Below are 13,995 nucleotides of genomic sequence, written 5' to 3' on the forward strand. Positions count from 1 at the left end.
GCCCCCCTCGGCACCGATTCATGAGCGGGGCCCCCTCCCCGCCGGTACGCAACCGCTTTCCCCCCCAAGTGCCGCGAATCCGCGGCGTCATGAACAACCAGGGTTCTACGGCGCTCAGCATGATCGCAAGACGCGAAACGCGGTGTTTACCGGTCAAACCCGTTCATTGTGGCGCGCGTGTGGCTCGGGAGGCTCCGGTGCGCCCGTGGGGGAGAGGCGGGCACGGATGTTGCCGAAGTGATCTCTTATGGCCTCCTCCGCCCGTATGGAATCGCCGGACCGGACCGCGTCGAGGATCTCCCGGTGCTGACGGCAAGTGACCCGTGGGTCCTGCGGTACGTCCACCAGATCGCGCTGGACCCGGTGGAACGCGTCCCAGAACGCCTCCAGCACCTCGCTCAGCAGCACGTTGTCCAGCCCCCGGTAGAGGGTGGCGTGAAACGCGCGGTCGGTTTCGGCGAGGCCGCGGCCTTCGGCGGCCTCCCGTTCCATACGGTTCACGAGGCCGTCCAGTTCAACGAGGTCGGTCTCCGGCAGCCGCCCGGCCAGCCGCGAGACCAGTCCGGTCTCGACGGCCTCGCGCAGCTCAAGCAGCTGCAGCAGGGAGTCCTCGCCCCGGTAGTGCCCGGCGACCGTACGGAAGGCGAGCCCCTCGATCATCGGGGCGAGCGACATCGGGCCGACGTACGTCCCGAACCCGTGCCGGATCTCCACGATCCCCATCGCCTGGAGCGCCTTCAGCGCCTCCCGCACCGAGTTCCGGCTCGCCCCGAGGAACTCCATCAGCTCGGGCTCGGTCGGCAGCGGGGCGCCCGAGGGCAGCCGCCGGTCGATGATGAGCTTCTTGATCCGCTCCTGGAGGTCACGCGCTGCCATGGCCAGAGGGTATCCGGCCAAACAGCAGCAGGCCCCCCGTTCGCACGGGGGGCCTGCTGTCGTCGGGGGGTGTGGGTGGCGGAGCCCCCACCGCGCGCGGCGCAGCCGCGCAATAACAGAGATGGCGAGCCAGGTCCGCGCTTTTTGCGGACATGGCTCGCCATCGTCATCGTGCGCCGCCAGGGACTCGAACCCCGGACCCGCTGATTAAGAGTCAGCTGCTCTAACCAACTGAGCTAGCGGCGCCTGCTGACGAGAGAACTCTACCTGACCTGGAGGGGTGCTCCCGACCACGTTCCGGTGTCCGGGGGAGTTGGTCGTACGAGCTGTACATCATTCGGACCGTCAACATGCGCACCCCGCCGACAGTTGTGAAACTGATCAACGTGCACATCCGCGGACAAATCCACCCCGAATGTGAGGCAGATCGCATGGCCGCTCCGGTGTTCGAGGAAGTCGACCCCGTGAGCGACTGCGGCTGCCCCGGCTGCCTCCGTCACCGGGCGAGTCCCCGCCCGCCCGGCGGCTTCGGCCGTCACCCGGCCGCCCGAGGAGTCGTGGTCGTGGCCGCCGCCGCGTCCGCCCTCGGCGCGGTCCCGCCGGCCGCCGCCCTCACCGCCCCCCACTCCCCGCCCCGCCCCGGCACCCCCGCGGCGGATGATGGGCCTGACACCCCCCAGGGCCCCAGGGCCCCGCTGCACGGCCCGGCCGGCGAACCGGCCAAGCCGGGACTCGCCCCGATCCCCGCCACCACCCGGACCAAGATCATCAACCGGGCCAAGATCTGGGTCACCGCGCAGGTGCCGTACAGCATGGACGACTACTGGTCCGACGGTTACCGGCAGGACTGCTCGGGCTATGTCTCCATGGCCTGGGGCCTGACCACCAACGAGTGGACCGGCAGCCTCGACCAGTTCGGGGTGAAGATCACCAAGGAGGAGCTGCAGCCCGGCGACATCCTCCTCTTCCACAACCCGGACAACCCCGAGAAGGGCTCCCACGTCGTGATCTTCGGCGGCTGGTCGGACTACACGCACACCAACTACATGGTCTACGAGCAGACGCCCCCGCACACCCGCCGCCAGCCCACCCCGTACCCCTACTGGACCCACGCCGACAAGTACGTCCCCTACCGCTACAAGGGCGTGACCGCCGGCGCCGCGGGCGCCGGCAGCAAAACACCGTCGCCCTTCCCGGGCGCCGGGTTCTTCGGCCCCGGCACGAACAACAAGTACGTCACCCAGCTCGGCCGGCTGCTGGCGGCCCGCGGTGCCGGCTCCTACTACCGAGAGGGCCCGGGCCCGGTCTGGGGCGAGGCGGACCGGCAGGCGACCCGGGCGTTCCAGCTGGCCCAGGGCTGGACGGGCGCGGACGCCGACGGGCTCCCCGGCCCCCGTACCTGGAGGCTGCTCGTCTCCGGGCAGGGCAGGAACGTCACCCCCAAAGCGGCCGGATCCACCCGGCCCGCCTCGCACGGGGTGGCCGGCTATCCCGGCCGGAACCTCTTCCGCCCGGGCGCGGAGAACGAGTACGTCACCCAGCTGGGGAAGCAACTGGTGAAGAAAGGGTTCGGCAGCTTCTACGCCGACGGGCCCGGTCCGAGCTGGAGCGAGGCGGACCGGCGGGCCGTGGAGGCGTTCCAGCGCAGCCAGGGCTGGCGGGGCGGCGCGGCGGACGGCTACCCGGGCCCGGAGACCTGGCGCCGCCTGTTCGCGTAGGCGGGCACCCCCGATCCCACCCCCATTTCTCATCTCTCACTCTCATTTCTCACTGTCATGACGCATCTGGCGCGGAGGCTGGAGGCACGCATGAGTACGACCACGTCACACACGTCCGAGTCCGAAGAGCAGCCGGAGAGCCCGGTGGGCGCGGGGGGCATGGCCACCCGTCCGGCCCGGCTGATCCAGAACGAGGCGACCACCGAGATCCCCGTCCACCTGCTCTTCCGCGACGAGCCCGACCCCGAGTCGGTGCCGGTGCCGCTGAAGCCCGCCGTCGTGGGCCGCCGGCAGGGCACCGGCGAGCAGCCCCGCCTCCGGCGGCCGGTCCCGGCCCGCAGCCGGACGCTGCCGCAGGTCGACCCGGAGCTGGTGGAGCGTCCGGCGCGGGTGCTGCCCGGCCTGGCCGGGGTGCTGGCCGGGGCGGGCGGCGTCGCGGGGTGCCTGGCCACCTCGTGGTGGGCGGGTGTGCTGCCGCCGCTCGCGGTGGCGGCGCTGCGCCTGCCGGCCTGCACGGGTGCGAGTCTCGGGCCGGCGCAGTGGGCGGCATACACCGGGGCCGGGGCGCTCGGTGTGCTCGGCTTCGGCGGGCTCGCCCGCGGCCGGACCGGGCAGGCCCGGCTGCTCGGGCTGTTCGGCCGCTACCGCGGGACGGTCCGGCGCACCGGCCTGCTCTGGGTGAACCCGCTGCTGGTGCGCCGCCGGGTGGACGTACGGCTGCGGCACTGGCGCAGCGAGGCGATGCCGGCGGCGGACGCCAACGGGGTGGCGCTGCGGGTCGTCGTCCAGGTGGTGTGGCGGGTGCGGGACACCGCGCGGGCCGTGCTCGGCATCGAGGACCACGAGACCTATCTGCAGGAGTGCGTGGAGGCGGCGCTGGCCCGGGTGCCGGTGGACCTGCCGGGTTCGGCGCGGGGCGGGGTGGCCGCGGCGGGGGAGGCGCTGACCCGGCTGGTGGCGGCGGAGGCGGGGCCGATCGGCCTGGAGGTGTTCTCGGTGCAGCCGCTGCGGGTGGAGTACGCGCCGGAGATCGCCGCGGCGATGCACCGGCGCACCATCGCCGCGCTGGACGCCCGGCAGCGGGCCAGCATGCTCAACTCGGTCGTGGACTCGGTGGAGGACACGGTGACCCGGCTGACCATGCGCGGTCTCGTCGAACTGGACGACTACGAGCGCAAGGTGCTCGTCCGGGATCTGACGGTGGCGTTCTGCTCGGGCCGTCGGGAGCCGATGTGATTGGTATGGACACGTCTTGATATAGACACGGCCAACTAACGGCAATAATCTGAGACTTGGTCTAGACCTACTGCACGGCTCAGCTCACTGAACCTCCCCCACGTTCTCCAGGAGCGGCAGCATGCGCACGAAGACCAGATTCTCAGCGTTATCCGCAGTCGTGCTGGGTGTGGTGACCGCCGGAGCCTTCGCGCTCTCCACCGGCGGCGCCAGCGGGCACGGCTACACCGACCTCCCCATCAGCAGGCAGAAGCTCTGCCAGAACGGCACCGTGACGAACTGCGGCGACATCCAGTGGGAGCCGCAGAGCGTCGAGGGCCCCAAGGGCTTCCCGGCCGCCGGACCCGCCGACGGCCAGATCTGCAACGGCGGCCTGAGCCGCTTCGCCCAGCTCAGCTCGCCGACGACACCGTCCGGCGCGGCCTGGCCCACCACGAAGGTGACCGGCGGTCAGTCGTACACCTTCCGCTGGCAGTTCACCGCCATGCACGCCACGACGGACTTCAAGTACTACGTCACCAAGCAGGGCTGGAACCAGAACCACGCTCTCGCCCGCTCGGACCTCAACACCACCCCGTTCCTCACCGTCCCCTACAACGGCCAGCGTCCGCCGGCCACTCTCAGCCACAGCGGCACCCTGCCGACCGGGCTGAGCGGCCACCACGTCATCCTCGCGGTGTGGACGATCGCCGACACGGGCAACGCGTTCTACGCCTGCTCCGACGTCACCTTCTGACCGCCGTTCCGTCACGGCACCGAAACTGAGGTTCCCTTGAGGTCAGCGGCCCGTCCCGCCGGATAGGTTCCCGCCACGCCGATCGATCGGAGCGGCACATCGACCTCGGGGGAACCTCATGTTCGAACTGTTCTTCTACGCCGTCCCCACCCTCATCATCGCGGGCTGTGCGTCCGCCGCGTACCTGCTGGTCCGCCGCGCCCGGAGGCTCGGCAGGACGTGGGCGCAGGGTCTGACGGCCGAGGCGCGCTGCCTGCGGATGTACACCACGACCAGCGGGGGCGGTGGGGACACCTCCGTGCGGACGACCGTGCACCACGTCTACGAGTTCACGACCCGCGAAGGCCGCACGGTCCGGTTCGAGGAGGAGGACGGTCCCGCGACCGTGCTCGAGGGCGACTTCGTCACCGTGCGATACCTCCCGGAGCAGCCGCAGCAGGCCACCGCCCTCCCGCCGTCCCGCGGCAAGCTGGCCTTCAGCACCGGCTTCGGGCTGACCTTCCTCGGCGTGGTCACCACCTTCTGCATCGGCTTCATGGTCGTGGCCCACACGATGTTCGCGGAGTCGGCGGGCCTGCTGCCGTAGCGGCCTCCACATCTGACGCTACGTCAATTACCCTGCGCCCCCATGGAGTCCAGGATGCGCACGGTAGCCGAGCTGGTCGCGGCCCGCTGGGGAGATCACCGGCCGGGACTGTGGTGCGAGGAGCGGGTGCTGACCCACCACGAGGTGGCCGCGGGGGCGGCGGCCCGGGCCGCGCTGCTCGCCGACCTCCTGACACCAGGTGCCGTCCCGCACATCGGCGTGCTGCTCGACAACACCGAGGAGTTCCCGCTGTGGCTCGGGGCCGCCGCGCTCGCCGGTGCGGCCGTCGCCGGGATCAACCCCACCCGTCGGGGTGCCGAGCTGGCCCGGGACATCCGGCACGTCGAGTGCCCGGTGCTGGTCACCGAGCGGGCTCATCTGCCGTTGCTGGCGGGGCTGGAGCTGCCGGGTGTGCGGGTCCTCGTCACTGACGACGACGCGTACGCCGCCCTCCTCGCCCCCTACGCCGACGCCGTACCCGACCCCGCCCCGGCCACCCCGAACGACCGGATCCTGCTCTACTTCACCTCCGGCTCCACCGGCGCCCCCAAGGCCGCCCTCTGTTCCCAGGGGCGGCTGGCCGCTGCGGGATATGCGCTGACCGCACGGTTCGGGGTTCGCGCGGACGACGTGCACTACGTCTGTATGCCGATGTTCCACGGCAACGCGGTGATCGCGGACTGGGCGCCCGCGCTGGCCGCCGGGGCGGGGGTGGCGCTGCGGCGGCGGTTCTCGGCGTCCGGGTTTCTGGCGGACGTGCGGCGGTACGAGGCGACGTACTTCACCTATGTCGGGCGGGCGATCCAGTACATCCTCGCCACCGAGGCGCGGCCCGACGACCGGGACAACCCGCTGCGGACGGGGTTCGGGACGGAGGCCGGGGCGGTGGACGCGGCCGCGTTCGAGCGGCGGTTCGGGGTGCGGCTGGTGGAGGGGTACGGGTCGTCCGAGGGCGGGGCGGCGATCCAGTGGGCGCCGGGCACTCCGGTGGGGGCGGTGGGGCCGGCGGGGACCGGTCTGGTGGTGCTCGATCCGGGTACGGGGCTGGAGTGTCCGGTGGCCGTCTTCGACGGCGCCGGGCGGCTCCTCAACGGTGACGAGGCCATCGGGGAGCTGGTGAACCAGGGGCCCAGTCCCTTCGAGGGGTACTGGCGGAATCCCGCCGCCGAGGCCGAGCGGCGGCGGGGTGGGGCGTACTGGACCGGGGATCTCTTCTATCGGGATGCCGAGGGGTACCTGTACTTCGCCGGCCGTACCGATGATCGGATCCGGGTCGACGGGGAGAATCTGGCCGCCGCGATGATCGAGAACATCCTCGCCCGGTACGAGGGCGCGGTGGCCGTCGCCGTGTACGGGGTGCCTGATCCGGTCACCGGGGACCAGGTCATGGCGACCGTCGCCGGGCGGTTCGATCCGGTCGCCTTCGCCGCGTTCCTGCGAGCCCAGCCCGACCTCGGGACGAAGATGGCGCCCCGGTTCGTGCGGGTGGTGGAGCGGATGCCCGTAACGGCCACCAACAAGATCGAGCGGGCGCGGCTGCGGCGCGAGGGGTTCCGGTGTGCCGACCCGGTGTGGTGGCGGCCGCCGGGGGAGGGGACGTACCGGCGACTGACCAGGGAAGACGTCGAAGGGCCCCTCGCTTCCGCGAAGGGCCCCTCATCTGTGCGCCGCCAGGGACTCGAACCCCGGACCCGCTGATTAAGAGTCAGCTGCTCTAACCAACTGAGCTAGCGGCGCATGACTCTCGCCTTCCGCGGTTTCTGTTCCGCGGCTGGCGACGAAGAAAATACTACCTGGTCCGCAGGGGTGGTCGTGACCACCCCGAGGGGCCGCCTAGATCGTCAGGGACAGCAGGACAGGCGCCGCGTTCCGGTTGAGGGCGTCCGCGGCCTGGCGCAGGCGGTGGGCGTGCTCCACCGGGAGGGACAGGGCCAGGCAGCCGACCGACGAGCCCGCGGTGATCGGGACGGCCGCGCAGACCGTGCCGATCGCGTACTCCTGGAGGTCCAGGATCGGCACCGTCGGCGGCTGGGACTCCAGGCGGGAGAGCAGCAGCTTGTCGCTGGTGATGGTGCGCGAGGTGAGGCGGGCCATCTTGTGCCGGGAGAGGTGGTCGCGGCGGCCGTTGTGGTCCAGCTGGGTCAGCAGGCTCTTGCCGACGGCGGTGGCGTGGGCGGAGTAGCGGAAGTCGACCCACTCGTTGACCGCCGGGGTGCTCGGCCCGGCGGCGTACTGGGTGACCTTGACCTCGCCGTCCACGTACCGGCTCATGTACACGGCCGCGCCGACGGAGTCCCGCAGCCGGTTCAGGGTGTGCTGGAGCTTCTCGCGCAGGGCCCGCTCGCGGTCGTGCGCCGAGGTGAGGCGGCGCAGGGTGTCGCCGGTGACGTACGCCCCGTCGGTGATCTGCTCGACGTAGCCCTCGCGGCGCAGCATGCGCAGCAGGGTGGTCAGCCGCTCGGGGCCCAGGCCGGTGCGGCGGGCCAGCTCGGTGTCGGTGACGCCGGCGGGGTGACGGGCCACGGTCTCCAGCACGCGCAGTGCGTCCTGGGCGGAGTGGTATGGGGCGGTCGGCTCGTGCATCAGCGCCACGGTGTTTCCCCCTGCGCTCGCCTGTCTGTGGCCGCTCAGTCCGGTCGGCGGATCGCTACCACGATAACGGGCAAAGGCCCGTTGGGGAGAGGGTGTTGGCGAGATTGTGGTGCTCGCCCCCCTCTCCCAACTGCGGTGCAGACCCTCTGGCATATGCCAGGGTCATCACCCACTCCCCGGACCTCGACTCTTCCCGTTTTCACGCGTCGTAGTCACAACACCGCGCTGAGGAATTCCCGGGTCCGGTCCCGCTCCGGATCGCTGAAGATCTTCTCCGGCGGGCCCGACTCGATCACGCGCCCGGCGTCGAACATCAGTACCTGGTCGGAGATGTCCCGGGCGAAACCCATCTCGTGGGTCACGCAGAGCATGGTGATGTCGGTGGTGCGGGCGATGTCCCTGAGCAGATCCAGGACGCCCGCGACCAGCTCGGGGTCGAGCGCCGAGGTCACCTCGTCCAGCAGCAGCACCCGCGGCCGCATCGCCAGCGCCCGGGCGATCGCCACCCGCTGCTGCTGGCCGCCGGAGAGCCGGGTGGGCCGTGCGTCGCACTTGTCGGCCAGCCCCACCAGGTCCAGCAGCTCCCGCGCCCGCGCCTCGGCCTCGTCCCGGGACATGCCGAGCACCTGCACCGGCGCCTCGGTGATGTTCCGCAGCACGGACATGTTCGGGAACAGATTGAACTGCTGGAACACCATCCCGATCTTCTTGCGGACCTCCCGGACCTGCTTCTCCGGGGCCGGGAACAGCCGTTCCCCGTCGACGGTGATCGTGCCCTCGTCCGGCTTGGTGAGGGTCATCAGCAGGCGCAGGATCGTCGTCTTGCCGGAGCCGGACGGGCCGATCAGGGTCACATGCCGGCCCGCCTCCACGGAGAGGTCGAGCCCGTCGAGGACCGTGTTGTCCCCGAACCGCTTGGTCACCCCCTCCAGGCGGACCAGCTCGGTCGGACGCGTGTCGGTGACGGTGGGCTGTTTGCTGGTCTCAACGGACAAGGCGTCGCTCCAGGGCTCGCAGAAGAAGGGAGGCCAGGTAGGAGATGAGGACGAAGGCCACACCGATCACGGTGAGCGGCTCGGTGAACTGGAAGTGCTGCTGGGAGAAGAGCCGGGCCCGCCCGAGCATCTCCAGCACGGTGATCACCATCAGCATCGGCGTGTCCTTGAGCATGGCGATCACGTAGTTGCCGAGGGCCGGGACCACCCGGCGGATCGCCTGCGGAAGGATCACCGCGGTCCAGGTCCGGCGCAGGGGCAGGTTCAGCGCCGTCGCCGCCTCCCACTGGCCGGCCGGCACCGCCTCGATACCGGCCCGGTAGACCTGCATCGTGTAGGTCGAGTAGTGCAGGCCGATCGCGAAGACGCCGGTGGCCAGCGCCGAGAAGGTCAGGCCCCACTCGGGCAGCACATAGAACAGGAAGAACAGCTGCACCAGCAGCGGGGTGTTGCGCACGAACTCCGTCACCACCCCGACCGGCCAGCGCACCCACCGGCTCGGCGTCCGCATCAGCAGCGCCCACACCAGGCCGAGCGTGAAGGACAGCAGCGAGCCGAGGGCCAGCGCCTGCAGGGTGACCAGCAGCCCGTCCCAGAAGCGCGGCATGAACTCGCTGACGGCGTTCCAGTCCCACTTCATGCGACTCGACCCCCCACTCCGGTCGTCTGCGCCCGCTTCAGCTCACGCGCCGCCGACTCCGTGCCGGCGTCCTTGCCGACCCCGGCCTTGAGCCGCTTCTCCAGACCGCGCATCAGGCGGGTGAGCACGAAGGCGATCGCGAAGTAGATCAGCAGCACGTACGTGTAGATCTCCGCGCTCTGCTGCAGCGCCAGCCGCACCAGGTTGGCGCTGAAGGTCAGATCGCCCATGCCCATGACCGACACCAGCGCGGTGCCCTTGAGCAGCTCGATCAGCAGGTTGCAGAAGGAGGGGATCATCTCCGGCACCGCCTGCGGCAGCAGGACCAGCCGCAGCCGCTGCCAGGGCGTGAAACTGAGCGCGATCCCTCCTTCCCGCTGCGCCGGGTCGACCGCGTTCAGCGCGCCGCGCACGATCTCCGAGCCGTACGCGCCGTACGTCAGCCCGAGCGCCAGCGTGCCCGCCCACATCGGCACCAGCTGCCAGCCGAACGCGACCGGCAGCACGAAGAACACCCAGAAGATCATCACCAGCGCCGAGGTGCCGCGGAACACCTCGGTGTAGAAGCCGGCGAGGAAGCGCACGATCCACAGCCGGTGGGTGCGCGCGACACCGACGACGAAGGACACCGCGGTGGCCAGCAGCGCGCTGAACACCAGCAGCTGGACGGTGGTCCAGACGCCTTTCAGTACGAGTTCCCAGAGCCCCGAGGTCATCCGCCGCACAGCTCCTTCGCGGTGAGGTCCGTCAGCTCGGCCTTGGTGAAGCCGAAGGGCCGCAGGATGCGGAACAGCTCCCCACTCCGCTTCAGCTTGCGCAGTTCGACGTTGAAGGCGTCGCGCAGCCTCGTCTCGGTGGGCCGGAACGCGAACGCCCCGCCGTCGACGTGCGGTTTGCCCTTGACCAGCGGGGCGAAGGGCTTCGTGGCCTCCGCCTTGGCGGACTTCTTCACCACCTCGCGGGCGGTGAGCGCCGTACCGGCGAAGACGTCGACGCGCCCGGCCTCGACGGCGTTGAGCCCGGCGACCTGGTCCGGGACGATCAGGATGTCGCTCTCCTTGTACCCGGCCTCGACCGCGTACTGGATCTCGGCGTACCCGGTCCCGGTCGCGAACCTCGCCTTCTTCGCCACCACGTCCCGGTAGGAGTGCAGCCCCTTCGGATTCCCCTTCCGGACGATGAACGAGTCCAGCATCTGGTAGTCCGGATCCGCGAAGATCACCTGCTGGCAGCGCTCGGGATTGACGTACATCCCGGCGGCCACGACATCGAACTGCTGGGAGTTCAGCCCGGGGATGAGCGAACCGAACTCGGTCGGCACCGGCTGCACCCGGTCCACGCCGAGCCGCTTGAAGATCACCTTCGCCAGCTCGGGCGCCTCCCCGGTGAGATGCCCGTTCCGGTCGATGTACCCGAAGGGGATCTCACCGGCGATCCCGAGCCGTACGACCCCCTGCGCGCGCAGCCGGTCGAGCAGGTCGCCGCCCCTGGTGCCGGACGCCGAGGCCACCCGCGTACAGCCCGCGGCACCCAGCACACCGGCTGCCGTGAGGCCCGCGAGCACCGAGCGCCTGCTGTGTCTGTGTTCCGACCGGATCGTGTGTACGTCGTTCCCAAGTGGTGGAGCCATGGCGGCGCGGCTACCCAAGCGCATCTGTCCTATGCACTCTGGATCCCATGGCCGATCGATTCGTCACCGTCTCGCTCGACAAGCGGGACGCGCACTGCACGGCACGACTGCTGGACGACCGCGCGCCCCTGACCTGCGCCGCAGTGTGGGAGGCGCTGCCGCTCGCGGGGGACGTCTTCCACGCCAAGTACGCGCGCAACGAGATCTACGCCCTCTTCCCGCCCTTCGCCTCCACGGAACCCCCACTGGAGAACCCGACGGTCACTCCGATCCCCGGCGACCTCTGCTACTTCTCCTTCGCCGGCACCGAACTGGGCACGAAGGCCTACGGCTACGACCGCGAGGTCCGCCCCGATGCCACCGTGGTCGACCTGGCCCTGTTCTACGAGCGCAACAACCTGCTGCTCAACGGCGACGTGGGCTGGGTGCCCGGGATCGTCTGGGGCCAGGTCGTGGCCGGACTGGAGGAGATGGCCGAGGCCTGCAACGACCTGTGGCGCAGCGGGGCGGCGGGGGAGACGCTCAGCTTCCGGAGAGGGTGAGGTCCGCCTCGTACAGGGCGTGGGAGGCCCGGAGCACCAGGTCGTCGCGGTGCCGGGCGGCCACGATCTGCAGCCCGACCGGCAGCCCGTCGCCGTCAGTGCCCACGGGCACCGTCGCCGCGGGCTGTTGGGTGAGGTTGAAGGGGTACGTGAACGGCGTCCAGCCGGTCCAGCGCCGCAGGCCGGACCCCTGGGGCACCTCCTCGCCCGCCTCGAACGCCGTGACGGGCAGGGTGGGCGTGACCAGCAGGTCGTACCGCTCGTGGAAGCGGCCCATCCGGCGGCCGAGGTCCATGCGGACGTCCACCGCGGCCAGGTAGTCCAGTGCGCTCGCCCGCGCACCCTGGGCGCAGATCTCGCGCAGGCCGGGGTCGAGCAGTTGCCGCCGGTGCGGCGAGAAGCTCTGGGTGAGCCGGGCCGCGCCGCTGAACCACAGGGTGTGGAAGGCGTGCACCGGGTCGCTGAAGTCCGGGTCGGTCTCCTCGACGTAGGCGCCGAGGTCCGCGAGGTGGGCCACCGCCCGCCGTACGGCCGCCGCGACCGCAGGGCGGACGGCCACCTGCCCGCCCAGGGTGGGCGAGTACGCCACCCGCAGCCCGCGCACGCCCCGGTCCAGGCCCGCGGTGAACGACTCCGGCGGCGGGGGCAGCGCCGACCAGTCGCGCGGGTCGGGGGTGCCGATGACGTCCAGCATCAGCGCCGCGTCCGCCGCGTCCCGGGTCATCGGGCCGACGTGCGACAGCGTGCCGAACGCGCTCGCCGGATACAGCGGCACCCTGCCGTACGTCGGCTTCAGCCCGAAGATCCCGCAGAACGCGGCCGGGATGCGGATGCTGCCGCCGCCGTCCGTGCCCAGCGACAGCGGGCCCGCGCCGAGCGCGACGGCCGCCGCGCTGCCGCCGCTGGAGCCGCCCGCGGTGCGCGAGGGGTCGTACGGGTTGCGGGTCACGCCGGTCAGCGGGGAGTCGGTGACGCCCTTCCAGCCGTACTCGGGTGTCGTGGTCTTGCCGAGGAAGACCGCGCCGTGCTCGCGCAGCCGGGCGACCGAGGGCGCGTCCTCGTCCCAACGGCCCTGCTCGGACACGGTCTTCGAGCCACGCAGGGTGGGGTGGCCGCGCAGCAGCAGGATGTCCTTCACCGTCACCGGCACCCCGTCCAGCAGCCCGGCGGGCTCGCCGTGCCGCCAGCGCTCCGCCGACTCCCGCGCCCGCGCCAGCGCGTCCTCCTCGGTGAGGCGCACGAACGCGTTCACCTCCGGCTGGATCCGCCGCGCCCGCTCCAGGGCCTGTTCGGTCGCCTCCACGGGACTGAACTCGCCCTTGCGGTAGCCGTCGAGGAGTTGTACGGCGGTCAGGTCGGTGAGCTGCATGCACCCTCCTGGTGGTTCAGTGACCGGGGACGTAGCCGCGTTTCTTGTCGACCACGTTCACCAGTGATCTGCCCGCCGCCCACCGCTCGTACAACTCCACGAACTGAAGGCCGAGTTCATCCCGCCACCCGACGGTGTCGCCGCTCATGTGCGGGGAGACGATCAGCCCCGGCAGCCCCCACAACGGGCTGTCCTCGGGCAGGGGTTCGGCGGCGAACACGTCCAGGGCCGCGCCGGCGATCCAGCGTCTGCGCAGGGCCTCGGCGAGCGCGTCCTCGTCGACCAGCTGGCCGCGGCCGACGTTCACGAAGACCGCCGAGGGCTGCATCACGCCGAACCGGCGGGTGTCGAACATGCCGTACGTCTGCTCGGTCAGCGGTGCGGCGGCGATCACCCAGTCCGCGCGGGCGATCAGCCGGTCGAGATCGCCCGGGCCGTGGATCCCGGTCCGCGGGACCCGCCCGACCAGCGCCGTCGTCACGTCCAGGGCCTTCAGGGTGCGGGCTATGGCCCGGCCGATCGGCCCGGAGCCGACCACGCACGCGCGCGTGCCCGCCACCCGCCGGGCCTCCCGGTGCCGCCAGGTCCGCTCCCGCTGCAGCTCCAGCGTGCGCGGCAGATCCTTGGCGACCGCCAGCACCAGGGCGGCCACGTACTCGGCGATCGGCTGGTCGAAGATCCCGCGCGCGTTGGTCACCACCGTCTCGGAGGCGGCGAGTTCCGGGCACATCAGATGGTCCACGCCCGCGCTCGCCGTGTGCACCCAGCGCGGCCGCGGCCCCGCCCCGGGCCAGGCCTCCCGTACGGCGTGCGAGGTGAAGTCCCACACCAGCAGCACGTCCGCCTCCGGCAGCCGCTCGGCCAGACCGGCCGCGTCGGTGTGCACGATCCGGGCACGGCCGGTGAGGCGGCCGAGCCGGGGTGGCGGGTCGGCGTCCAGGACGAGAAGGGTGGGCTGGGTCAGCGTCATTCGGGGCCGCTCCGGGCGTCTGACATGCGCGGATTGACCACGCTCGCACCGGAACCTACCTTCGTCAACACGGGCGTACCCACCGACCGTTCCTCCGTCGTCTCT

14 protein-coding genes and 2 tRNA genes are annotated in these 13,995 nt (G+C 71.2%); 6 read left to right on the forward strand and 10 right to left on the reverse strand.

Annotation, left to right across the window (positions count from 1 at the left end):
* Positions 1-153: 153 nt before the first annotated feature.
* Together CRP49_RS18950 and CRP49_RS18955 are read right to left on the reverse strand one after the other, a co-directional pair.
* Complete coding sequence (locus tag CRP49_RS18950; protein ID WP_097254438.1) at positions 154-876, reverse strand: FadR/GntR family transcriptional regulator; 723 nt, start codon at positions 874-876, stop codon at positions 154-156.
* 172 nt (positions 877-1,048) lie between these two features.
* Positions 1,049-1,122: transfer RNA gene (locus tag CRP49_RS18955), tRNA-Lys, on the reverse strand.
* 185 nt (positions 1,123-1,307) lie between these two features.
* Here CRP49_RS18955 and CRP49_RS18960 point away from each other — a divergent pair.
* The 5 genes from CRP49_RS18960 to CRP49_RS18980 all read left to right on the forward strand — a co-directional run bounded on the left by CRP49_RS18960 (position 1,308) and on the right by CRP49_RS18980 (position 6,850).
* On the forward strand, positions 1,308-2,594 hold the full coding sequence (locus tag CRP49_RS18960) for a peptidoglycan-binding protein (protein ID WP_097254439.1): 1,287 nt from the start codon (positions 1,308-1,310) through the stop codon (positions 2,592-2,594).
* A gap of 90 nt (positions 2,595-2,684) precedes the next feature.
* Positions 2,685-3,830 carry an SPFH domain-containing protein gene (locus tag CRP49_RS18965; RefSeq protein ID WP_097254440.1) on the forward strand — a complete coding sequence of 382 codons (1,146 nt, stop codon included), beginning with the start codon at positions 2,685-2,687 and terminating at the stop codon, positions 3,828-3,830.
* Positions 3,831-3,951: 121 nt separating this feature from the next.
* The gene (locus CRP49_RS18970) at positions 3,952-4,566 is read left to right on the forward strand and encodes a lytic polysaccharide monooxygenase (RefSeq protein WP_097254441.1); all 615 of its coding nucleotides are present in this window, start codon (positions 3,952-3,954) and stop codon (positions 4,564-4,566) included.
* A gap of 118 nt (positions 4,567-4,684) precedes the next feature.
* The gene (locus CRP49_RS18975) at positions 4,685-5,152 is read left to right on the forward strand and encodes a DUF3592 domain-containing protein (protein WP_097254442.1); all 468 of its coding nucleotides are present in this window, start codon (positions 4,685-4,687) and stop codon (positions 5,150-5,152) included.
* Between the two features lie 42 nt (positions 5,153-5,194).
* On the forward strand, positions 5,195-6,850 hold the full coding sequence (locus CRP49_RS18980; protein WP_097254443.1) for an AMP-binding protein: 1,656 nt from the start codon (positions 5,195-5,197) through the stop codon (positions 6,848-6,850).
* On the opposite strand, the gene CRP49_RS18985 is transcribed toward CRP49_RS18980, so the two are convergent.
* The 6 genes from CRP49_RS18985 to ehuB form a co-directional block, all read right to left on the reverse strand.
* Positions 6,816-6,889: transfer RNA gene (locus CRP49_RS18985), tRNA-Lys, on the reverse strand. The genes CRP49_RS18980 and CRP49_RS18985 overlap by 35 nt on opposite strands.
* A gap of 96 nt (positions 6,890-6,985) precedes the next feature.
* Positions 6,986-7,744: an IclR family transcriptional regulator gene (locus CRP49_RS18990; protein ID WP_101373532.1), complete on the reverse strand. Its 759-nt coding sequence runs from the start codon at positions 7,742-7,744 to the stop codon at positions 6,986-6,988.
* A gap of 212 nt (positions 7,745-7,956) precedes the next feature.
* Positions 7,957-8,739: an ectoine/hydroxyectoine ABC transporter ATP-binding protein EhuA gene (ehuA, locus tag CRP49_RS18995; RefSeq protein WP_097254444.1), complete on the reverse strand. Its 783-nt coding sequence runs from the start codon at positions 8,737-8,739 to the stop codon at positions 7,957-7,959.
* Complete coding sequence (ehuD, locus tag CRP49_RS19000) at positions 8,729-9,379, reverse strand: ectoine/hydroxyectoine ABC transporter permease subunit EhuD (protein WP_097254445.1); 651 nt, start codon at positions 9,377-9,379, stop codon at positions 8,729-8,731. Before ehuD ends, ehuA begins: the two co-directional genes overlap by 11 nt.
* Positions 9,376-10,095, reverse strand: coding sequence for an ectoine/hydroxyectoine ABC transporter permease subunit EhuC (ehuC, locus tag CRP49_RS19005; protein ID WP_097254446.1), 720 nt, complete (start codon positions 10,093-10,095; stop codon positions 9,376-9,378). The genes ehuD and ehuC overlap by 4 nt, the downstream gene beginning before the upstream one ends.
* Complete coding sequence (ehuB, locus tag CRP49_RS19010) at positions 10,092-11,009, reverse strand: ectoine/hydroxyectoine ABC transporter substrate-binding protein EhuB (RefSeq protein WP_097254447.1); 918 nt, start codon at positions 11,007-11,009, stop codon at positions 10,092-10,094. Before ehuB ends, ehuC begins: the two co-directional genes overlap by 4 nt.
* Positions 11,010-11,056: 47 nt before the next feature.
* Between ehuB and CRP49_RS19015 the strand changes: the two genes are divergently transcribed.
* Positions 11,057-11,551, forward strand: a complete 495-nt coding sequence (locus CRP49_RS19015) for a DUF3830 family protein (RefSeq protein ID WP_179851677.1) — start codon at positions 11,057-11,059, stop codon at positions 11,549-11,551.
* Here the strand turns inward: CRP49_RS19015 and CRP49_RS19020 are convergent.
* On the reverse strand, positions 11,532-12,920 hold the full coding sequence (locus tag CRP49_RS19020) for an amidase (RefSeq protein ID WP_097254448.1): 1,389 nt from the start codon (positions 12,918-12,920) through the stop codon (positions 11,532-11,534). The genes CRP49_RS19015 and CRP49_RS19020 overlap by 20 nt on opposite strands.
* A 16-nt stretch (positions 12,921-12,936) precedes the next feature.
* Complete coding sequence (locus CRP49_RS19025) at positions 12,937-13,890, reverse strand: D-2-hydroxyacid dehydrogenase (protein WP_097254449.1); 954 nt, start codon at positions 13,888-13,890, stop codon at positions 12,937-12,939.
* Positions 13,891-13,995: the final 105 nt, after the last annotated feature.

Source organism: Streptomyces sp. Ag109_G2-15, from assembly GCF_900215565.1.
GTDB lineage: Bacteria > Actinomycetota > Actinomycetes > Streptomycetales > Streptomycetaceae > Streptomyces > Streptomyces diastatochromogenes.